The following is a 21,258-nucleotide window of genomic DNA, read 5'->3' as shown; positions in this document are numbered from 1 at the left end:
AATTCTTATAATTAATAGGGAAGGAGAGAAAGAAATATATGAACAACAAACTTAGCGTCTATCTTGTCGATGACAGTCTGGAAATGATTCACTCTATGAAAGCAGCATTCGCAAAGAGTGATGCATATCAGATCGTAGGCAGTGCCACCAATGGTGAACAATGTCTTGTAGAGCTTCATGGGAAACACATTGACATCCTCGTACTGGATCTGCTGATGCCAAAGAAGGATGGGATCAGTGTTCTGCAAGATTTAAAGAAAAACAACATTGAGGTAGCTCACATCATCACCACAACACCATTTGTGAATGATTTGATCGTATCACAAGTGCAGAACTTTCGGATCGACTACATACTCATGAAACCTTTTGAGATGGAGGAGCTTGTCGATAAGCTAAACTTCATCGTTGGCTTTACCAGTAAACAAAAGAAAGGCAATGGCTTGCGGGTGAATCTTGATGAAGATGAAAAGAAACGCCTTGCCAAATTAGAACTGGAAAGTGAGATTACGGAATTACTCCATGAGATCGGTATACCCGCACATATCAAAGGCTATATGTACTTACGAACAGCTATTTTAGAAACTTATCTAAATGTTGATTTCTTAGGTCAGATCACCAAAGTCTTATATCCGGAGATTGCTCGTAAATATGCAACGACCGCCTCACGTGTGGAAAGAGCCATTCGTCATGCGATAGAGGTAGCTTGGAATAGAGGGAATATTGATGCCATTGATGATATTTTTGGTTATACGATTTCTGCTAGTAAGGCAAAACCAACCAATTCGGAATTCATTGCGATGATTGCCGATAAATTACGTCTTGAGCATCGTTTAAAAAACAAAACAGCGATGATGCAAACTTATCGCTAGATTTTCTTCCTGAAATCCTTTATAATGGTCAAGGTAAGCGGATGAATCATCATGTACATTTGATGTTTATTAACCAAAATAAAGGATGTTGGATATGGCAGGAAGAGTTATATTTCATATTGATTTAAATGCGTTTTATGCAAGTGCGGAGGTTTTGAAGAATTCTGCGTTGGAGGGACAACCGGTTGCTGTAGCCGGATTGCATCGCAGAAGTGTTGTCAGTACGGCAAATTATGAAGCTCGTAAATGTGGAGTTCATAGTGCTATGCCATTATTGATGGCTTTAGAAAAATGTCCGCAGCTGGTAGTTGTACAAGGTGATTTTTCCTGGTATGAAGAATTAAGTAATCGTTTTTTCACCTATCTGCGTAAATTCACCCCTTGTATTGAACCGGCTAGTATCGATGAATGTTACATGGATGTTACTGATATCATAGGTAATTATAAACGACCGCTAGATTTGGCATGGATCATTCAGAAACGTGTCTATGAAGATTTGCGGTTACCATGCAGTATAGGAGTAGGACCAAATAAGTTTTTAGCAAAGATGGCGAGTGATATGCGAAAACCTATGGGAATCACGGTATTGCGGAAGCAAGAAGTGCCATCTAAGTTATGGCCACTACCAATCACAGATATGTGGGGCATTGGTAAGAAAAGTGTGCCATTATTAGAAGAACGTGGAATTCATACCATTGGCGATTTGGCTGATCCATCAAATGAAACGATGCTAATGACACTGCTTGGCAAGCAGGGGTATATGGCCATTCAACATGCGCGTGGAAATGGCAGTAATCGTTTATCCTATAACACCAGTGTGCAATCCATTTCACAATCAACGACACTGGATCGTGATATCATAGAATACGATGAAGTAAAAACTGTTTTTCGCCGTTTAGCTCATTCTTTGAGTCAACGAGCAAAACAAGAAAAAATCAAAGGTTCTTTACTTTCCATTTCTATTCGATATTATGATTTTACCAATGCTGTTCGCTCACAGTCTTTACAAGGCTATACGAATGAGGAAACCATTTTATTGGAAACAGCATTGCTATTGTTTGATCAAAATCACAACGGTAAAGAAATCCGTCATCTTGGAATCGGATTAGGATCGCTTTACAGTGAAGAAACCAGTGTTACACAAATTGACATGTTTCAAGAACCCGTAGAAGATACAAACGATGTTGCTATGGTGTTGAAACAGTTGAATAAGCAACTTCCTGGTGCAAATCTGATCAGCGCCGCGCAGCTTAAGAAAAAAATGTAGAAATATGACGAAGAAAAGAAGGGGTGAACTCTTCTTTTTTTTCATATGCTGAAGTGAGGTGAGCATATGAAAAAGAAACATCATTATCACGGCTTTTTAAAGAAATATCAAAATGTCTATTTGTATATTGCTATCTTGGTTGGTTGTGGACTATGCATGGGCATTATCTTATCGAATTACATAGATGTGAATGATATTCAAAATCTTTCTGCTTATTTAACGACCATTGATTCCAATGTCAATAAGTATGACTATTTTATATCACAATTCTTTTTGGGAATTCTTTTTATTTTATTTGTCTTTTTGTTGGGGACAAGCATTGCCGGCATCCCCATTATTAGTTTCGTTGTGTTTACGAAGGGATTACAAATCGGCTTCTCTTGTGCGCTCTTTGTGGCAACCTATCAGATGAAAGGAATTGTCGGCATTTTGTTGACACTCTTACCCCAGGTTGTGTTTGACCTACTTGCTACGTTTTTGATTTCAGCTAGTGCAATTCAATTGTCAATGTACATCGTTTACAGTTGCACAAACCGTGAACGCCTAGACTTTCGTAAATTATTCAATACCGTACTTAATGATATCTTTATTTGTTTTCTGATTATGCTAGTGGGGGCATATTTGAAATCAACGATTGTTATTGAATTCATTAAGCTGTTTAATTTAATGTGATTTTCCTGTATAATACTACATACAGGAAGTGAGAAGATGAACGATCATTACACATATGATTATATACATGGTACAACTACTTATGTATATCAGCGAAAAGACATGTTTCGCATAAATACTGATACCAGTCTTTTGGCCGCATTTATGCAGATAAAACAAGGAGAGCGCATCTTAGATATTGGAACGAACAATGGAGCTTTACTGGCAGTGGCTGCAACAAAGCAGCCCGCTTACCTATATGGTGTAGAAATTCAAGAAGCAGCATGCAAGTTGGCTGAACATAATTTAAAAGATTGTGGTGTGCCATTTTCAATTTTAGCAGGCGATGCAGGTAACATGACGCTTCCTAAGGTAGATGTTGTGATATGCAATCCACCTTATTTTAAGGTCAATACGCATGCAAATCTCAATGAGAGTGATTATTTGCGTATTGCCCGTCACGAGTGTTACCTGCCTTTTCCTTTATTGTGTAAACAGGCAGCTTCCACGCTACAAGAAAAAGGCCGTTTTTATTTGGTACATCGTGCGGATCGGATTGGCGAATTGATGAAAGAATTGTTACAACATCGATTCGGTGTGCGTACCTTACAATTTGTTTATGATCAAAATAAAGAGGAAGCCATCACTGTTTTAATTGAGGCAATTAAAGATGGGGGTCATCATACACATGTGTTACCACCAATCATGCTAAAGCGATGAAGTAAAGTATCAATCGTAAGATTGTTCAATCTTAATACTAATTTAGATTGTCACGTATATATTTCTTTTTTACGGTTAAAAGATAGGATATTGAAGTGTTTCTGCATGTAGTAAGGATATAAGCCTATCCATACCAAAAAGATAAAAACTGTGCTATAATATCATATGGTGAGATTATGCAGATAACTGATGCATTTGAAGATTATCTTCATTATATACAAGTCGTAGAGAATAAGTCCTTAGCAACCGTGGCATCCTATCGTAATGATCTAAAGGAATACCTCGCTTTTTTAGACGCACATGGATTTACGGCTATTGAAGATGTAACCTACATGGATCTGCAAGGTTTTCTCAAAGAACAAAAAGTAAAGAAAAAAACAAGCAGTGTCAATCATATGATTACTTCATTGCGCATGTTTCATCGCTATTTGACGATGACATATCCTAAAATTCCCGATGCAACCTTACACATACGCTCTTCCAAAACCGCAAAGAAATTACCGACCTATTTTCATGTGGCGGATATTGAACGCTTATTAGATAGCTTTCAAGACAGTGATATGGACATATTCCATAAGGCTTTATTAGAAGTGCTTTATGGCTGTGGCTTGCGAGTAAGTGAGCTGACGCATTTGCGTTTAAATATGACACATTTAGAGCAGGGCTTTCTCAAAGTGCTTGGTAAAGGAGAAAAAGAGCGGATGGTGCCTATGCATCAGCGCAGCGTACATGCGTTGCAACAGTATTTAGAATTCGTTCGCCCACAATGGGTGAAACAGCGAAGTCCTTTTGTGTTTCTTAACTCACGAGGACAGAATGTTTCAAGACAATATGTACATAACCTGATCAAAAGCAAACTTACAGCACTTGGCTTAGATGAACGTTTATCCGCACATAGCTTTCGTCATAGCTTTGCCACACATCTTTTAGATGGTGGTGCTGATCTTCGCGTTGTACAGGAGTTGCTGGGACATGCGGATATCGCTACGACACAAATTTACACCCATATTCAAAACAAACGATTACAAGATGCTTATGCATCTTTTCATCCAAGATCAAAGGAGGAAGACGACCATGAAAACATATAAACGTGTATTCACCATCGTTGTAGATTCCCTTGGTGTTGGGGCTGCCCCTAATGCCAAGGCATATGGCGATGAAGGATGTGATACCTTAGGTCATATTGCTATGCATATGGAAAATTTCCATATCCCAAATTTAGCAAAACTAGGACTTGCCAATCTGCATCCTATGCAGCATGTAGCAAGCGTACAAGAACCTATGGGATATCATACCAAAATGATCGAGCGCAGTGTCGGTAAGGATACGATGACCGGTCATTGGGAAATGATGGGGTTATATATCGACACACCATTTCAAACATTTACAGATAGTGGCTTTCCTAAGGAGCTGCTCGATGAGCTGAGCAAACGCACCGGACATAAGATTGTCGGGAATAAAGCAGCAAGTGGTACCGAAATTTTAGATGAGCTGGGCGAACACGAAATTGCCACCGGTGATATGATTGTCTATACTTCCGCAGATAGTGTCTTGCAAATTTGCGGTAACGAGGAAACATTCGGTTTAGACGAATTATATCGCTGTTGTGAAATCGCCAGAGAGTTGACCATGAAACCGGAATGGAAGGTAGGACGTGTTATAGCCCGTCCATATATCGGCAAGAAAAAAGGCGAATTCAAGCGTACGGCAAATCGTCATGACTATGCCTTAAAACCATATGGGAAAACGGTATTAAATGCCTTACAAGAGCATGGGTATGATGTTATCAGTGTTGGTAAGATCAATGACATCTTTGTAGGCGAAGGCATCAGTGAAGCGTATAAATCAAAAAGCAGTGTGCATGGTATGGAGCAGACAATCGATATCATGAAAAAGGACTTCCAAGGCTTATGTTTTGTAAATCTTGTTGATTTTGATGCTTTGTGGGGGCATCGCCGTAACCCTGTTGGCTATGGAGAAGAGCTAGAGCGCTTTGATGAAAAACTCGGCATCGTCTTAAAACAGCTAAAGGAAGATGATTTATTAATTATCAGCGCTGATCATGGAAATGATCCTACCTATAAAGGCAGTGATCATACCAAAGAAATGGTGCCAATGCTTGCCTATAGTCCATCTATGCAAGGACATGGCTTATTAGCATTGCGCGATAGCTTTGCGGATATCGGTGCCAGCATTGCGGAAAATTTTGCAATTGAGATGCCAGAGAATACGATTGGAACAAGTATGCTGGCTTTATGGAAATAAATAAGTAAAGGAGTAGAGAACATGAGTAATTGCAGTAGCTGTCCTAGTAAAGGGACCTGTGGGAAGAGTGAAGATACCTGTGGTATCCAGAACAATGCCCGCAACAAAATTAAACACGTCATTGGCGTGATGAGTGGAAAAGGTGGCGTAGGTAAAAGCTCAATGAGCGTTTTATTAGCAAAAGAGCTGCGTCAAAGAGGCTATCAGGTCGGTATCATGGATGCCGATATCACTGGGCCAAGTATCCCAAGACTTTTAGGCTTGGAACATGAAAAGGCATATGGCACAAACGATGCTATTGAACCTGTCATTGATAAAGATGGTATTAAAGTAATGTCTTTGAACTTTTTGATGGATGATGAAAATCAACCGGTTGTATGGCGAGGTCCCATCGTTGGAAATGCTGTTCGTCAGTTTTGGACAGATGTCGTTTGGGAAGAATTGGATTATCTGCTGATCGATATGCCACCGGGAACTGGTGATGTCGCATTGACTGTTTTACAAAATATGCCGGTGAATGGCATTGTGATGGTATCTACACCACAACCTATGGTATCAATGATCGTATCGAAAGCCATTAATATGTGTAAGGAAGTAAAGGTGCCGGTTTTGGGTATCATCGAAAACATGAGCTATGTCGTTTGTCCGGATTGTGGTCGCCATATTGAAATATTTGCACATAAGAATACAGATGAATTCTTACAGAACAATGATGTTGAATTATGGGCTGAATTACCAATGATGGATGCCATTTCACAGATTTATAAAGATGATGACTTCACCCCGGAAACAGTAAAAGAAGTACAGAAATTAATTGCACCTGCTGTTGATAAATTGGAAGCGTGCATGAAATAACGAAAAAGGGCATAAAATGCCTTTTTTTAGTGCCTTTTGCAAGATTACTCACTTATGTGATACTGCTAAATCTATCTAAATGTAACAATTCCCATTTATTTTCATGAAAAAAATATTTTCATTTACCATAGATTGTGCTATATTAGTAAAGGATTTTTTATAAGTCTTAACAACTGGGCTTTAAAAACCCGCAAGGAGGAATTTTTATGCCAGGTTATGTTGTTGTAGGAACACAGTGGGGCGATGAAGGAAAAGGAAAAGTCGTCGATTATTTAGGTTCCCATATGGATTATGTTGTTCGTTTTCAAGGTGGTAACAATGCCGGACACACAGTTGTTGTCAATGATGATAAGGTAGTTCTCCATTTGTTGCCAAGTGGCGTTTTACAAAAAGCGTTGTGTATCATTGGACCAGGTGTTGTTGTTGACCCTTTTGTCTTTTTGGAAGAAATTAAGGCATTAGAGGAAAAAGGTCTGCCTACGGAACATGTCAAGATTTCTGATTGTTCCCATATCATTATGCCATATCATGTGCGTTTAGATAGTTTGCAGGAAGCTCAATTGCAGGAAGCAAAAATCGGTACAACAAAACGTGGCATTGGTCCATGCTATGCTGATAAGTATTCTCGCATCGGCTTGCGAATGGGAGATCTAAAAGACTTTGAACAGTTTAAAAAGAAATTGAAACGTGCTTTAGAAATGAAAAACATCCTCTTTCATCAAGTTTATCAGGATGAAGGATTCGTATATGAAGACATGGTGCAGCAATTTGCCCAGATCAGAGAAAAACTATTGCCGCGTATCGTCAATGCGCAGTTGCTAGTTAATGAAGCATTAGACACAAGCAAACAGGTGCTATTTGAAGGTGCCCAAGCGGCAATGCTAGATATCAATTATGGCAACTATCCGTATGTGACAAGCAGTTCACCTACAAGTGCCGGTGTATGTACAGGTGCTGGTGTTGCACCGCAGAAGTTGGATGTGATCATCGGAATTGCCAAAGCATATTCTACGCGTGTTGGAGAAGGACCTTTCCCATGTGAATTATTTGATGAGGAAGGCGATACACTGCGTGAAAAAGGTGGGGAATATGGTGCTACGACCGGACGTCCACGCCGCTGTGGTTGGCTGGATGTCAATGTTGTACGACATGCCGCAATGATCAATGGATTAACCGACCTTGTGATTACGAAGTTAGATATTTTAAGCGGGTTTGATAAAATCAAAATGTGTGTTGCCTATGAGATTGATGGACAGCGCTATGATTACATCCCAAGCAATATTGAAGACTTGCAAAAAGCAAAACCAATTTATGAAATATTCGATGGATGGAATGAGGATATCGCAAACATATCCCATTATGATGAGCTTCCTGAGAATGCCAAAATTTATTTGCGTCGCATTGAAGAATTGTGCCATACAAAAATCTCTATGATATCTGTTGGACCAGAGCGTAATAGTAATATCATCGTTCATGAAATGTTAAAGTAATCTTTATATATATTATAAAATAAGTATTGAACAAAGGCGTTCAAAGGATGAAACTAGATGTTTCACTTCCTTTAACGCCCTTTTTAATTTCATAACCAGAAAGAAATAGCGACTTGTAAGGGAAGTGTTAGAACTTCTAATAACATTTCATGATTAGACAACTGCGAATTTTAAGCATGGGAACATACAACCTGTGATTGCATAATACACGCTTAGATAGTATTCTAGCTCTTGTTCTACACCATACTAACTATGAATCGATATATATACGAATAAGGCTATCGGTCTACTGCAAACAAGGATTTGTGCATTAAAACTAAATGTAAAAACTATCAAAATGAAAACACACAAACAATAACTTGATACGATTAAAAGAGGTGATGATCTATGATTCGTGTATTGATTATATCTGGCAGTAAAAAGACAACTGAATGCATACGCGAATTTTTAGCATGTGAAGATGACCTCAGTATCACGATCAGCACCCATGCAGCGCACGCTCGCCGTCTTTTTATAACAGCTGCCTATGATTTCATTATCATAAACTATCCGCTTCCAGATGAAGCAGATTATCGTCTGGTGTTGGATATGAATGTGAAAAGCAATGCCAGTATCTTATTGCTGGTACATCATGAGAAATTAAAAAGTATTGATGATCGCATGCAGAAAGCCGGTATCATGACCGTTGGAAAACCAATACATCAACATACGCTGTTTCAGCTTTTAAAATTTGCCATACTTACTCAACGCAAACAAAAACAACATCAAAAAGATGAACAGCTATGGAAACAACGTCTGCAGGAAACCAAGGTTATCCAGCAAGCAAAGTGCCTGTTGTTAGAACATGAACATATGAATGAGCAACAAGCACACAAATATTTAGAGAAAAAAGCAATGAATGCGCGACTCACACGCTTACAGCTAGCAAAAGCGGTGATACGAAAATATGAAAATAAAACCGAATGAGAAAGGATATATATCTATGTGTAAATTTATCTTTATTACCGGTGGTGTTGTATCCGGCTTGGGAAAAGGCATCACCGCAGCATCTTTAGGAAGACTATTAAAAGCAAGAGGGCTGAAAATCTCAGCGATGAAAATGGACCCCTATGTCAATGTAGATCCGGGAACCATGAGCCCTTATCAACATGGCGAGGTCTTTGTGACCGAGGATGGCAGTGAAACCGATTTGGATTTAGGTCATTATGAGCGTTTTATTGATGAAGATTTAAACTGCTATTCCAACGTAACAACTGGGAAGATCTATTGGAATGTCTTACAAAAAGAGCGTCGGGGAGATTATCTTGGTCAAACCGTTCAAGTTATTCCCCATATTACCAATGAGATTAAAAGTTATATTTATATGGCCCAGAAGAAAACGCAAGCAGATATTTTATTATGCGAAATCGGTGGAACTACCGGGGATATTGAGAGCCAGCCATTTCTTGAAGCGATTCGTCAAGTTGCGCTTGAACAGGGACGTCAAAACTGTTTGTACATTCATGTGACGCTTATCCCTTATATACAAAGCAGCCAAGAGCATAAATCAAAGCCAACACAGCATTCGGTAAAAGAACTGCAATCGTATGGTATCTCACCGGATATTTTGATTGCGAGAGTCAATGAACCATTAGAAGATACGATTAAAGAAAAGTTATCATTATTTTGCAACGTACCTAAGGAATGTGTCATTGAAAATCGAACGATGCGCTCATTGTATGAGGTACCTTCGATGTTACAAAAAAATGGATTAGATGAGATTGTGCTGAAACATTTTAACTATTCGTTACCATCAGCTGATTTACATCAATGGGAAGAATTAAGTGAAGTTTTTTCCAGTATTCAGGAAGAAGTAACAATTGCCTTGATAGGAAAATATGTGAAGCTCCATGATGCTTATTTATCCGTTGTTGAAGCACTTCATCATGCCGGTTTAAAAAACAAAGTTCACATTCAAATCCGCTGGATAGATTCAGAAGAATTAACAGAGGAAAGCGTAGCTGAAAAATTAAGCGGCTGTCATGGTATATTAATACCTGGAGGGTTTGGTAATAGAGGCATAGAAGGGAAGATCGTTGCTGCCAATTATGCCCGTATCCATAACATTCCTTATTTAGGGATTTGTTTAGGGATGCAGATTGCTGCTATTGCTTTTGCCCGCAGTGTATTACAACTTAAGGATGCCAATTCTGCAGAGTTTGATAATGACTGTCAGCATCCAATCATCCACTATATGCAAGAACAAAGAGAACTGCTTTCAAAAGGTGGAACAATGCGTTTAGGGGCGTATCCTAGTACCATTAAAAAAGGAACGCAACTAGAGAGAGCCTATCAAAAAAATCATATCGCAGAACGACATCGTCATCGCTTTGAATTTAACAATGCCTATCGCGCATCTTTTGAAGAACATGGCATGTGTATCAGTGGGGTATCACCTGATGATGCATTAGTCGAAGCTATTGAGTATTCTGCCAATGATTTTTATATAGGCGTACAATATCATCCGGAATTTAAAAGCCGCCCACATCGTGCACATCCTTTATTTATAGACTTTATTAAATATGCAAAACAATTGGATAAGAAGGATTACGAATAACAAAGCAGTATCTTTATGTATTGGATAAACCATAAAAAGTGCTTTATATGCTTTTTTATGATATTCTATGATAATTCTTTATAAAACGACACAGTCCTACTTATGGGTGTGTCGTATTTTTAGTAGAAAGGGAAGATGGTATATGTTATGCAAAATAAACGTTATTGGTAACCACCATCTTCCTACTCCTATAATTTTTTCTTGCAAATAAGCAAAAACCGATTCGCTTTAACGTAAAAGAAAAAGACTGCGTGTCGTACAGTCTTTCTTATACATAGCAATGCTTATCGCTTTTTATACTTGAATATCAGCATGTATTCCCAGTGCGTTTTTTTCATTGGCTAGAATAGGGTCAATGAAGTCATGGAAATATTCTTCCGTTTGCTGTGGCGCACGACCAACAAAATTCTGTGGATCCATGATAGCTTCTAGCTGTTCCATATGCATAGGGAACATTTCATCCTCAGCTATACGTGCAAGCAAATCGTTTTCCTTTCCTTCTTCTTTCACCGCTTTACCAGCCTCCATAGAATGAATACGAATGCGTTCATGCAGCTCCTGACGATCTCCGCCGGCTTTTACCGCATCCATCAATATAGTTTCGGTAGCCATGAAAGGGAGTTCCTTCATTAAATGTGCATGAATGACTTTTGGATAAACAACTAAGCCATCCGTAATATTCAAATAAAGATCAAGAATACCATCTACAGCAAGAAAGCCTTCCGGAATACTGATGCGTTTATTAGCTGAATCATCCAAGGTTCTTTCAAACCATTGCGTTGCGGCAGTTAATGCCGGATTTAATGCATCCGAGATGACATAATTAGCTAAAGAAGCCATTCGTTCACTGCGCATAGGATTGCGCTTATAAGCCATAGCACTGGAACCGATCTGTCCCTTTTCAAATGGTTCTTCCACTTCTTTTAAATGCTGTAAAAGGCGAATATCATTTGAAAACTTATGTGCACTTTGGGCAATATTACTTAATGCCTGAAGTATACGAGAATCAATCTTACGTGAATAGGTCTGGGTAGATACCGGATAACAATCTGTATAACCCATTTTTTTTGCGATACGTTTGTCCAGTTCCTTAACCTTTTCGTTGTCATTGTCAAACAATTCCATAAAGCTTGCTTGTGTACCGGTTGTACCTTTACAGCCTAAAAGTTTTTTATGCTCTAGTAAATAGCAAATTTCTTCATAATCCAACTGTAGATCCTGTGCCCAAATGGCAGCACGTTTACCAAGTGTGGTTGGTTGGGCTGGCTGAAAGTGGGTGAATGCTAAAACCGGAAGATCTTTGTAGGTCAATGCAAATTTTTTTAATTCCGCCAAGACGTTCACAATTTTGTTTTTTACCAGCTCTAATGCTTCATACATGAGGATGAGATCTGTATTGTCACCAACATAGCAGCTAGTCGCACCTAAATGGATGATACCTTTGGCTTTTGGGCATTGTACACCATATGCATACACATGGCTCATCACATCATGGCGTACGATTCTTTCACGTTCTTTCGCCACTTCATAGTTGATAGTATCTTTATTCTCAATCAATTCATCCAATTGTTCCTGGGTGATATCCAATCCTAATTCTTTTTCGCTTTCCGCTAAAGCAATCCATAGCTTACGCCATGTTTTAAATTTCTTATCCTGTGAGAATATTTGCTGCATCTCTTTGCTAGCATAGCGCTGTCCCAGCGGGCTTTCATATCGATCGTACATATAAGCTCCTTTCCATTCATCTATTTAAGTGATTTTTTAAGCGATATGCAGACGTTTACATACTTCCTGATAGGCATCTTCCACATTTCCTAAATCACGGCGGAAACGGTCCTTATCTAAATGTTCATGACTATGCATATCCCATAATCTGCATGTATCTGGGGAAATTTCATCCGCTAATACAATAGTATCATGAAATTTACCAAATTCTATTTTAAAATCAATCAATTTGATATCGGCTTTCGCAAAGATATCCTTTAATGTGTTGTTGATTTTAAATGCCATATCAGTAATAGTATCGATTTCTTCACGTGTTGCAATACCAATAGCAATTGCCATATAGCTGTTGATCATAGGATCACCAAGCTCATCATTTTTATAACTGAATTCTAAGATCGGGCTCTTGATTTCCGTGCCTTCTTCCATGCCTAAACGCTTCGCAAAACTACCAGCCACCTTATTACGTACGATGACCTCTAAAGGGATGATATCCACTTTTTTCACCAAGGTCTTGCGATCATCTAATTCCTTGATCAGATGGGTTGGAATTCCTTGCTCTTCCAACTTCTGAAACAAAAAATTTGTTATGCGATTATTCATGCTTCCTTTTCCTTGAATCGTACCTTTTTTTAAACCATTAAATGCTGTTGCATTATCTTTATAATCTACAATAACAGCATCAGCATCTTCTGTGGTAAAAACTTTCTTTGCTTTTCCTTCGTAAAGTAATGTGCACTCTTTCATTGTTGTTCATTTCCTTTCCATATACAGATATCACATAAATAAATATCTTTTCTATAGCATATATCGAACATGAATACCTATGTAAACCAAGTTAAAAAATGTATTGCTTTTTTTACCTTACAATTATAGGGCAGGGGATTTTTCATGTCAATCTTTCTTGTGCTGATATTGTAATGTAACCGTTTAAAAAAGCATTCTCACACTTATTACGTGCATGAGAATGCTTCATTGCATTATTTACCTAAAATAATTGATGTCAGATCAACTGGATCAACGATCTTACCATCTTTGTAAACACGCATGTTTCCGGATGCAATTTCATCAATCAGAATCACTTCATCATTGTTGTAACCAAATTCAAACTTGATATCATACAGGTCAAGACCTTTTTTCTTCAAGTCTGCAGCTACAATTTCCGTAATTTTTAAAGTCTGTTCTTTCATGCTTGCGAACATTTCTTCGCTCATGATTCCTAAAGCAGCCAGACCTTCACTGGTAATCAGCGGATCACCTTTGGCATCATCTTTCAATGTTGTTTCTACATATCCGCCAGGAAGAGGTGTTCCATCTTCAATATAATCACCATAACGGCGAATGAAACTACCGGTTGCTACCAGACGGCAGATAACTTCCAAGCCTTTACCAAATACGGTAGCAGGCAGGACTTCCATCGTTGCATCTTCTACATTAGCACTTACGTAATGTGTTTTGATGCCAGCATCTTTTAAGATTTCAAAGAAGTGGATTGAAGTTTCCAGATTTGCTTTACCAATACCTTCGATTGTTAAGCCAACTGCATTTTCGCCTGGATCAAAAACGCCATCTTTTCCAGTACAGTCATCTTTAAACTTCAACAATACGTTACCGTTGTCTAATTTGTAAACATCTTTTGTTTTACCTACGTAGATTTTTTCCATAGTGTCCTCCATATTCCTTAATGACGAAATTATTATAGCATTTCTCAGCATAATTACCACTTAAATTTTACAATTTCTTCAATTTTTTAATTTTTTTTGCTCTTTTACCGAAAATATTCTTATTTTTAAAAGGCTTTCACATAATTTCTAAGGGCAGTTATATAATAAAAGAAGAAATCCCATAAATTCTATGAAGAACGTAGCGTTTTTAAACATTTCAAGGTATAATAAGGAAGTGAATTTTACAATACACTTCTAGCAATCAAGGAGGAATTATATGAAGTATCTCGCAATACTGCTGAATAAGCTTGCATCCTTTCTGCTAAGTTTGGTTCATCGCGGAGGTTCTCTGCCTGGACAATTGGCACTGAAGGTTGATGCTAACATCTTAAAAGAGCTGAAAATCTCATGCCCCATCATTTTAGTAACAGGAACCAATGGCAAGACATCTACAAGCAATCTAATTGCTTCCATGTTTGAAACGGCTCATAAACAAGTGGTTACCAATCGTAAAGGTGATAATATGCGTGCCGGTATTACGACTTGTTTGTTGAAAGCGGCAAGTCTATCTGGTGTAGTGCCTGCCGATTATATCGTATTAGAGGTTGACGAATTAAATATCCCTTATATTATTAAAAGTCTGCCTGTCACCGCATTAGTGGTAACTAATTTCTTTCGTGATCAATTGGATAGGGCAAGGGAGATGGAGCAATTAATCCAAAAAGTAGAAGAAGCAATCCATGATTTTGATGGTACCTTGATCTTGAATGCCAATGATCCCAATGTTGTTCGTTTAAAAGATGCTGCTGTGCAAGCAGATGCACGATACTTTGCCATGGAGCGATGTGAGGAAAGCAAAACCGTTAACAAAGAGGCAAGTGAAGGTAAATTCTGTCCACGTTGTGGTGGTAAGCTGATTTATGACTTTTACCAGTATTCTCATATCGGTGAATACCATTGTGAGAATAAGGACTATGAAACACCTGCTACAGATGTCATAGGTAGCGTGAAAAGCATTCGTGATCGCCAATTCACTTGGAAAGATATGGAATTTCATGCACCACAAGGTGGTTTATATACCATGTACAATTGTATGGCTGTTTTATGCGTGGCAGATTTCTTCCACATTGATATGCAGTATGCAGCTAAAACGTTTGAAACCATGGATGTTCCTGACGGGCGTAATGAAGAATTTAACTTTCATGGTCAAAAATGTGTATTGAATCTTGTGAAAAATCCTACAGGTGCCAATGAAGTCATGAAAGTCATAGAAGAAGATCAGGATGATAAAACAGTTTTACTGGTATTAAATGATCATGCGCAGGATGGCACCGATGTATCCTGGATTTATGATACATTTTTTGAAAAATTAGTAAACGAAAAAACCGTTCATATCATCTGCAGCGGTACACGTTGTTACGATATGGCATTAAGATTAAAGTATGCAGGTTATAAAGAACGCATTGAAGTGGAAGAAAATCTGGAAAAGGCAGTCGCAAGTCTAAAGAATGCAGATACCACTATGTATGCCATTGCTACGTATACGGCCTTGCAGCCGGTTCGCAAGCTGCTAAGGAGGAATGAAAAATGAAATTAAAGGTATGCTGGATGTATCACGATATCATGGATCTTTATGGAGATAAAGGGAATATGATGGTACTTACGAAACGTTGTAAAGATCGCGGTATCGATATTGAGATTGACACTTGTGCCATTGGTGAAAAGAAAGATTTAAGCAAATTTCATCTGATGTTTCTAGGTGGGGGAGCAGATAAAGAACAGCATATGCTGATTGATGATTTACTTGCCCGTAAAAATAACATTCAAAAAGCTATGGATAGCAATACTTTCATTTTCCTTGTATGTGGTGGATATCAGTTATTTGGTCAGTATTATATCGATGCCAATAATGAAAAAATTGAAGGTTTGAAATTCTTCGATTATTATACTGAAAGCGGCGATAATGGAAAACGTTGTATTGGCAATATTGCTATTCAGTGTAATTTAGATGGTGAAGAATTCATGGCAGTCGGCTTTGAAAACCATGGTGGGCAAACGAGAAATATAGCAACTCCATTTGGCAAAGTCATAGCTGGCTATGGAAACAATTTTGAAGATAAAATAGAGGGTTTCTATAACGGTAAGGTGCTTGGTACATATATGCATGGCCCTTTATTTCCTAAAAACCCCAAAATTGCTGATTTTGTAATTTATAAGAGCTTAACAAAAGAATATCCGGATTTGAAGTTTTCAGACCTATTGCCATTGGATGATTCTTTAGAAAATAAAGCGAAAAATCAAATGTTAAAACGACTACACGCTATTTAAGAGCATAAGAACATTTGATCAGGGTGATGAATATCATCCTTTTTTTATTACGATATTTATTTGTTAATTATTTCACATATTGTATAGGGTACAAGAGGTGAGAATGATAATAAGATAATTATATTTATTATAAAACGGGCCATTGAAATACGATATGTTCTTTGAAAGAATTATAGCAGGATGCAACAAACGAATTATAAACATATAAACTTGGCATTGAATTTATGTGTTAATAATATGTCTATAATTATATTATTGTTTGACAAATAAATTGCAGATGATGAATTTATCATGTACATACTATGATGTAGTTTAAAACACCTAATCACATGTAGGAATAATGCTATGAATCGCCTTAATAAGCACACATAGCAATCAGAGGTAGTATACTATCCGATTTTATGCAACAAGCAAAGCATAGATACGTTTAGCATGCTTTCGTTGCAAATTAGAGCGTGCTAAAAATAAAGAATATATGAAGAAAGTCAATAGAAGCAAGATACATGAAATAGATAATGTAATATATCATAAGGAATACTACTTGCTATAGGAATTAATAGCTATTTATATGACAAAAATATAATATAAGAAAGTAATGTGTAAAGGATCAACAAACGAAATGCTGGAAGAAACAATATCATATGAAGTGTGTATATAGTAATAATTAAGAGCTAAGTATTACTAATTGTTTTATAAACCTTATATTTTTATATTATTTAACAACATAATACACATTATGCGAAGTAATATGTATAGCTCAAGATACCTACATTCTTTTTAATTACTACTACATCTCTATTAGGATAAATATAATTAGAATAAAATTCAAGGAATAAACAAAAAACGAATTCGTAATACTTATAATCGCTTATGCTTATTATAAGAGCACAGGTAGTACACAAAACAATTTAATAAGTTAAAAGTAATATAAGTAACTATAACATGAATCAACTAACCTACTCTACTGTGAAATAAAAAGGGGTATTCTATTGATAAAGAACATCCCTTTTATTAAACATTGTTATTTTACAGCATCCTTCAGAGCTTTAGCAGCTTTAAATTTAGGAGCTTTTGATGCAGCGATTGGTAATGGTTCTTTTGTAGCAGGATTGATACCCATACGAGCTGGACGCTCAGCTACTTCGAATTTACCGAATCCAGATAAATCAACTTTTCCGCCGTCTGCCAGTGTTTTTGTAATTTCTTCAAATACTGTATCAACAGCAACTGTTGCATCTTTTTTTGTCATTTCCAGCTTTTCAGCTACGACTTCAACCAATGCTTTTTTATTTAAGATTTCACTCATGTCTAATTACCTCCAACATAGATATATGATACCATTTGAAGGCTTTTTTTTCAATATATTTCGTTAATTATTCAAATAAAGTTATAACTAATTATATCGTTATAACACGATAGCAATCACATTTCCTTTTCCTTTATTAACGAGTTTTGTCAAGATATCTTGAAGCCTAGCTCTTGCTGCTTCCGGTATCATTGAAAGTTTTGCATTCAATCCATCGCGAATTAGATCGGAAAGCTTTCTACCAAAAATATCACTATCCCAGATAGTTTCATCATTCTTACCTTCATCACGAAGTAAATAGCGAATTAGCTCCTCACTTTGTTCCTTTGAACCAATGATTGGCTCAAAAGTGCTTTCAACATCCACTTTGATCATATGGATGCTTGGAGCGACAGCTTTTAGCTTCACACCATAGCGGCTCCCCTGCTTAACAATTTCTGGTTTACTTAAAGCGATATCCTGTAAGGATGCACTAGCAAAACCATATCCTGTTTGTTTAACCATTTTCAGGGCACTGCTTACAGCATCATATTCCCTTTTTGCTTTACTATAGTCTTGCATTAGGGATATAAGCTCCGCTTTATCTTTAATATCCTTACCAATAATCTCTTTTAGTATTTCATTGTACAAACCAGATTTTATAGTGATATCAACATTCACTATTCCCTGCCCAGTATCAATGGTCGCAATATTGCTTGATTCAATATTATCATTCGTATCTAATATGTCCGTGATACTCTCTACTTCACGTAGCTTTTCGACACTGGACATGCTTTCTTCTATGGTATCCTGAAAACTTTTTTTCAACCAATGTTCATCATTCAACACAGCAATCCATTGCGGCATATTTATATTAATTTCCGATACAGGAAATTCATAAAGAGCTTCTCTTAAAATATACTGAATGTCCGCTTCACTCATATGATTCACAGCAACGGCTAATACTGGAACTTGATATTTCTCTTGTAGTTTTTCAACAACAGCTTTACATGTTGGAGAAGCTGTGTCTACACTATTTACAATAACAATAAATGGCTTTCCAATAGCTTGCAGTTCCTCAATGACTTCAGCCTCTGCTTCTATATAAGCCTCTCTGGATAAATCAGATATCGTTCCATCTGTTGTAATTACAATGCCAATGGTAGAATGATCTTGAATTACTTTTTGCGTTCCTGTCTTAGCAGCTTCGTTAAACGGTACTGGTTCATCATTCCATGGTGTTCTTACCATACGAATGCCATCTTCATCCTTATATCCTTTTGCTTCTGGTATAACATAGCCAACACAGTCGACAAGACGTACATTAACCGTAAAACCATCATCAAATTCAATTGTAGCGGCATTGTTTGGAACGAATTTTGGCTCTGTGGTCATGATCGTCTTTCCAACACCAGCTTGTGGCAGTTCATCGATCATTCGGGCTTTTTCATATTCATCATGTACGTATGGAATGACGGCTTTTTCCATAAATTCTTTGATAAACGTTGATTTACCAACGCGTACAGGACCGACGATTCCTAAGTATATATCACCACCGCATCGCTGAGCTATATTTTTTAAAATCTCTGTGGTATCCATAGTTTGTCCTCCCTTAGTCATTCTAAACTTATGATAAAGACACTGGGTTTATGCCTAATCAAAGAAAGAACATTGAAAAAGAACCTATTGAAAGGTTCTTAATGTAGTTGAGCCAATAACTCCATAACACATTGTTCTAAATCTTCATTACATACACCGCAAACGGTTCCTGCACCCGTCTTATCTTGTACTTCTTGAACTGTTCTAGCACCTTCATCAATGGCCTGGCGTATATCTTTTACAGATACGCTCATACAGGTACAAATAATATCTTCATCCTTCATGATAATTACCTCCTGTAGTTATTATTGTGCGAACAATAGAAAAAATACCTTTTTAGGTATTTTTATTCCATATTGCCAAATTCACTTAACGATAGCGATTTATTTTGTTCCGTTGCCCATTTTATTCCCCAATTATTCATGAATAGTAAAAGATTTTTACCTTTCAGATCTTTTAGTCGTTTTGTATCACTCGTAAGATTTAACGTATGTGGATCTAATGTTTGATCATCAATCCAGCGAACACACTGATAAGGAAGAATCTCTAATTTAATCTCAACATTATATTCACTTTGTAAACGTTGTTCTAATACATCAAATTGTAGAACACCAACACCGCCTACGATGATTTCTTCCATCCCGGTATCGATTTGTTGGAACACTTGAATTGCTCCTTCTTGTGCAATTTGCGTAATGCCTTTTGTGAATTGCTTACGTTTCATTGTATCTTTTTGCGTAACACGAGCAAAGTGTTCTGGAGCGAAAGTTGGGATTTTTTTAAACTCAAATTTATAAGATGCATCACAAAGAGTATCACCGATAGCGAAGATACCTGGATCAAAGACACCAATCACATCACCAGCATATGCCTCTTCTACAATTTCGCGGTCTTGTGCCATGAATTGCTGTGGTTGTGCAAGACGGATTTTTTTACCTTGTTGGACATGCAAGACTTCCATTCCCTTTTCAAATTTACCACTACAAATACGCATAAATGCAATACGATCACGATGTGCTTTATTCATATTTGCTTGGATCTTAAATACAAATGCTGAAAAATGTTCATCAAAAGGATCAATTTCGCCTACACTGGCTTCTCTTGGTAAAGGACTGGTGGTCATATTTAAAAAGTGTGATAAGAAAGGTTCAACACCAAAGTTAGTCAAGGCGCTTCCAAAAAATACGGGAGTCAATTCACCTTTTGCAATCGCTGCTTCATCAAATTCAGTACTGGCGATATCTAGCAATTCACTATCTTCACGTAACTGTTCAAAAAAATGATCACCAAGAATGCTGCGGAAGGTATCATCTTCAAGAGACCCTTCTGTTACTTCAGCAGCTTTCATTCCATGATCGCCGCCATGAAACGCGATAATTCTTTTATGATCACGTTCATATACACCTTTGAATTCTTTGCCAGAACCAATTGGCCAATTCATTGCATAAGTAGAAATGCCTAATTCGGCTTCGATATGCTCTAATAGCTTAAATGGATCCATTGCCGCCCTATCCATCTTGTTAATAAAGGTAAAAATAGGGATTTTACGTAACAAGCAAACCTTGAATAATTTTTTTGTCTGTGCCTCAACACCTTTTGAAGCATCAATAACCATAACAGCAGAATCAGCTGCCATTAAGGTACGATATGTATCTTCAGAGAAATCCTGATGGCCTGGCGTATCTAGAATATTAATACAGAAATCATTATATTCAAACTGTAAAACAGAACTTGTTACAGAAATACCTCTTTGTTTTTCTATTTCCATCCAGTCAGAGACTGCATGTTTATTTGCTTTTTTTCCTTTTACACTTCCGGCTTGTAAGATAGCACCACCATATAATAATAATTTTTCAGTCAGTGTGGTCTTACCAGCATCCGGATGAGAAATGATTGCGAAGGTTCTTCGCCGCTTTATTTCATTGACATAATCTGCCATATTATTTC

Annotated in this window: 19 protein-coding genes; 12 read left to right on the top strand and 7 right to left on the bottom strand. The window is 37.3% G+C overall.

What is annotated here, in order from left to right:
- Positions 1–38 precede the first annotated feature (38 nt).
- The 10 genes from spo0A (at position 39) to pyrG (ending at position 10,713) form a co-directional block, all read left to right on the top strand.
- The gene (gene spo0A / locus ACESSZ_RS02760; protein WP_008688501.1) at positions 39–869 is read left to right on the top strand and encodes a sporulation transcription factor Spo0A; all 831 of its coding nucleotides are present in this window, start codon (positions 39–41) and stop codon (positions 867–869) included.
- A 94-nt stretch (positions 870–963) separates the two neighbouring features.
- A complete protein-coding gene (dinB, locus tag ACESSZ_RS02755; protein ID WP_270372534.1) occupies positions 964–2,136 on the top strand; it encodes a DNA polymerase IV in 1,173 nt (390 codons plus the stop codon).
- A gap of 66 nt (positions 2,137–2,202) precedes the next feature.
- Positions 2,203–2,808, top strand: coding sequence for a stage II sporulation protein M (locus ACESSZ_RS02750; RefSeq protein WP_008688498.1), 606 nt, complete (start codon positions 2,203–2,205; stop codon positions 2,806–2,808).
- Between the two features lie 36 nt (positions 2,809–2,844).
- Complete coding sequence (locus ACESSZ_RS02745; RefSeq protein ID WP_331866865.1) at positions 2,845–3,507, top strand: tRNA1(Val) (adenine(37)-N6)-methyltransferase; 663 nt, start codon at positions 2,845–2,847, stop codon at positions 3,505–3,507.
- 176 nt (positions 3,508–3,683) lie between these two features.
- The gene (locus ACESSZ_RS02740; protein WP_270372533.1) at positions 3,684–4,595 is read left to right on the top strand and encodes a tyrosine recombinase; all 912 of its coding nucleotides are present in this window, start codon (positions 3,684–3,686) and stop codon (positions 4,593–4,595) included.
- Positions 4,582–5,772, top strand: a complete 1,191-nt coding sequence (locus ACESSZ_RS02735; protein WP_132223296.1) for a phosphopentomutase — start codon at positions 4,582–4,584, stop codon at positions 5,770–5,772. Before ACESSZ_RS02740 ends, ACESSZ_RS02735 begins: the two co-directional genes overlap by 14 nt.
- 21 nt (positions 5,773–5,793) lie before the next feature.
- Positions 5,794–6,627 carry an Mrp/NBP35 family ATP-binding protein gene (locus ACESSZ_RS02730; protein ID WP_132223293.1) on the top strand — a complete coding sequence of 278 codons (834 nt, stop codon included), beginning with the start codon at positions 5,794–5,796 and terminating at the stop codon, positions 6,625–6,627.
- Positions 6,628–6,833: 206 nt separating this feature from the next.
- Complete coding sequence (locus ACESSZ_RS02725; protein ID WP_132223291.1) at positions 6,834–8,117, top strand: adenylosuccinate synthase; 1,284 nt, start codon at positions 6,834–6,836, stop codon at positions 8,115–8,117.
- A 387-nt stretch (positions 8,118–8,504) separates the two neighbouring features.
- Positions 8,505–9,083 (top strand): ANTAR domain-containing response regulator, encoded by a 579-nt coding sequence (locus tag ACESSZ_RS02720; protein ID WP_331866864.1) that lies wholly within the window; start codon positions 8,505–8,507, stop codon positions 9,081–9,083.
- 16 nt (positions 9,084–9,099) lie between these two features.
- Complete coding sequence (pyrG, locus tag ACESSZ_RS02715; RefSeq protein ID WP_132223285.1) at positions 9,100–10,713, top strand: CTP synthase; 1,614 nt, start codon at positions 9,100–9,102, stop codon at positions 10,711–10,713.
- Between the two features lie 294 nt (positions 10,714–11,007).
- Here pyrG and purB read toward each other — a convergent pair whose 3' ends face one another.
- The 3 genes from purB to ACESSZ_RS02700 form a co-directional block, all read right to left on the bottom strand.
- Positions 11,008–12,438, bottom strand: a complete 1,431-nt coding sequence (purB, locus tag ACESSZ_RS02710; RefSeq protein WP_331866863.1) for an adenylosuccinate lyase — start codon at positions 12,436–12,438, stop codon at positions 11,008–11,010.
- Positions 12,439–12,474: 36 nt separating this feature from the next.
- On the bottom strand, positions 12,475–13,182 hold the full coding sequence (purC, locus tag ACESSZ_RS02705) for a phosphoribosylaminoimidazolesuccinocarboxamide synthase (protein ID WP_270372523.1): 708 nt from the start codon (positions 13,180–13,182) through the stop codon (positions 12,475–12,477).
- Between the two features lie 233 nt (positions 13,183–13,415).
- The gene (locus tag ACESSZ_RS02700; RefSeq protein WP_008688476.1) at positions 13,416–14,099 is read right to left on the bottom strand and encodes a phosphoribosylaminoimidazolesuccinocarboxamide synthase; all 684 of its coding nucleotides are present in this window, start codon (positions 14,097–14,099) and stop codon (positions 13,416–13,418) included.
- 277 nt (positions 14,100–14,376) lie between these two features.
- Between ACESSZ_RS02700 and ACESSZ_RS02695 the strand changes: the two genes are divergently transcribed.
- Positions 14,377–15,690: a Mur ligase family protein gene (locus ACESSZ_RS02695; protein ID WP_117547582.1), complete on the top strand. Its 1,314-nt coding sequence runs from the start codon at positions 14,377–14,379 to the stop codon at positions 15,688–15,690.
- The gene (locus ACESSZ_RS02690) at positions 15,687–16,427 is read left to right on the top strand and encodes a type 1 glutamine amidotransferase (protein ID WP_331866862.1); all 741 of its coding nucleotides are present in this window, start codon (positions 15,687–15,689) and stop codon (positions 16,425–16,427) included. The genes ACESSZ_RS02695 and ACESSZ_RS02690 overlap by 4 nt, the downstream gene beginning before the upstream one ends.
- 1,021 nt (positions 16,428–17,448) lie before the next feature.
- Here the strand turns inward: ACESSZ_RS02690 and ACESSZ_RS02685 are convergent.
- The 4 genes from ACESSZ_RS02685 to ACESSZ_RS02670 all read right to left on the bottom strand — a co-directional run bounded on the left by ACESSZ_RS02685 (position 17,449) and on the right by ACESSZ_RS02670 (position 21,250).
- The gene (locus ACESSZ_RS02685; protein ID WP_008688472.1) at positions 17,449–17,733 is read right to left on the bottom strand and encodes an HU family DNA-binding protein; all 285 of its coding nucleotides are present in this window, start codon (positions 17,731–17,733) and stop codon (positions 17,449–17,451) included.
- Positions 17,734–17,832: 99 nt separating this feature from the next.
- Positions 17,833–19,311 carry a stage IV sporulation protein A gene (spoIVA, locus tag ACESSZ_RS02680; protein WP_008688471.1) on the bottom strand — a complete coding sequence of 493 codons (1,479 nt, stop codon included), beginning with the start codon at positions 19,309–19,311 and terminating at the stop codon, positions 17,833–17,835.
- A gap of 98 nt (positions 19,312–19,409) precedes the next feature.
- Positions 19,410–19,595, bottom strand: coding sequence for a (2Fe-2S)-binding protein (locus ACESSZ_RS02675; protein WP_008688470.1), 186 nt, complete (start codon positions 19,593–19,595; stop codon positions 19,410–19,412).
- Positions 19,596–19,657: 62 nt separating this feature from the next.
- Positions 19,658–21,250: a peptide chain release factor 3 gene (locus tag ACESSZ_RS02670; RefSeq protein WP_008688469.1), complete on the bottom strand. Its 1,593-nt coding sequence runs from the start codon at positions 21,248–21,250 to the stop codon at positions 19,658–19,660.
- Between the last annotated feature and the right edge of the window lie 8 nt (positions 21,251–21,258).

Origin of the sequence: Eubacterium sp. 3_1_31 (assembly GCF_964249515.1) — a bacterium.
Lineage (GTDB): Bacteria > Bacillota_I > Bacilli_A > Erysipelotrichales > Erysipelotrichaceae > Longicatena > Longicatena caecimuris.
This window is presented reverse-complemented; position numbering and strand designations above follow the sequence as displayed.

What these genes read in the sequence shown, in the direction of transcription:
- pyrG (WP_132223285.1), top strand. Translation starts at nt 9,100, where the DNA reads ATGTGTAAATTTATCTTTATTACCGGTGGTGTTGTATCCGGCTTGGGA.
- ACESSZ_RS02745 (WP_331866865.1), top strand. Translation starts at nt 2,845, where the DNA reads ATGAACGATCATTACACATATGATTATATACATGGTACAACTACTTAT.
- ACESSZ_RS02670 (WP_008688469.1), bottom strand. Translation starts at nt 21,250, where the DNA reads ATGGCAGATTATGTCAATGAAATAAAGCGGCGAAGAACCTTCGCAATC.
- ACESSZ_RS02730 (WP_132223293.1), top strand. Translation starts at nt 5,794, where the DNA reads ATGAGTAATTGCAGTAGCTGTCCTAGTAAAGGGACCTGTGGGAAGAGT.
- ACESSZ_RS02685 (WP_008688472.1), bottom strand. Translation starts at nt 17,733, where the DNA reads ATGAGTGAAATCTTAAATAAAAAAGCATTGGTTGAAGTCGTAGCTGAA.
- purC (WP_270372523.1), bottom strand. Translation starts at nt 13,182, where the DNA reads ATGAAAGAGTGCACATTACTTTACGAAGGAAAAGCAAAGAAAGTTTTT.
- ACESSZ_RS02695 (WP_117547582.1), top strand. Translation starts at nt 14,377, where the DNA reads ATGAAGTATCTCGCAATACTGCTGAATAAGCTTGCATCCTTTCTGCTA.
- purB (WP_331866863.1), bottom strand. Translation starts at nt 12,438, where the DNA reads ATGTACGATCGATATGAAAGCCCGCTGGGACAGCGCTATGCTAGCAAA.
- ACESSZ_RS02740 (WP_270372533.1), top strand. Translation starts at nt 3,684, where the DNA reads ATGCAGATAACTGATGCATTTGAAGATTATCTTCATTATATACAAGTC.
- spoIVA (WP_008688471.1), bottom strand. Translation starts at nt 19,311, where the DNA reads ATGGATACCACAGAGATTTTAAAAAATATAGCTCAGCGATGCGGTGGT.
- ACESSZ_RS02675 (WP_008688470.1), bottom strand. Translation starts at nt 19,595, where the DNA reads ATGAAGGATGAAGATATTATTTGTACCTGTATGAGCGTATCTGTAAAA.
- dinB (WP_270372534.1), top strand. Translation starts at nt 964, where the DNA reads ATGGCAGGAAGAGTTATATTTCATATTGATTTAAATGCGTTTTATGCA.
- ACESSZ_RS02700 (WP_008688476.1), bottom strand. Translation starts at nt 14,099, where the DNA reads ATGGAAAAAATCTACGTAGGTAAAACAAAAGATGTTTACAAATTAGAC.
- ACESSZ_RS02750 (WP_008688498.1), top strand. Translation starts at nt 2,203, where the DNA reads ATGAAAAAGAAACATCATTATCACGGCTTTTTAAAGAAATATCAAAAT.
- ACESSZ_RS02725 (WP_132223291.1), top strand. Translation starts at nt 6,834, where the DNA reads ATGCCAGGTTATGTTGTTGTAGGAACACAGTGGGGCGATGAAGGAAAA.
- ACESSZ_RS02735 (WP_132223296.1), top strand. Translation starts at nt 4,582, where the DNA reads ATGAAAACATATAAACGTGTATTCACCATCGTTGTAGATTCCCTTGGT.
- ACESSZ_RS02690 (WP_331866862.1), top strand. Translation starts at nt 15,687, where the DNA reads ATGAAATTAAAGGTATGCTGGATGTATCACGATATCATGGATCTTTAT.
- ACESSZ_RS02720 (WP_331866864.1), top strand. Translation starts at nt 8,505, where the DNA reads ATGATTCGTGTATTGATTATATCTGGCAGTAAAAAGACAACTGAATGC.
- spo0A (WP_008688501.1), top strand. Translation starts at nt 39, where the DNA reads ATGAACAACAAACTTAGCGTCTATCTTGTCGATGACAGTCTGGAAATG.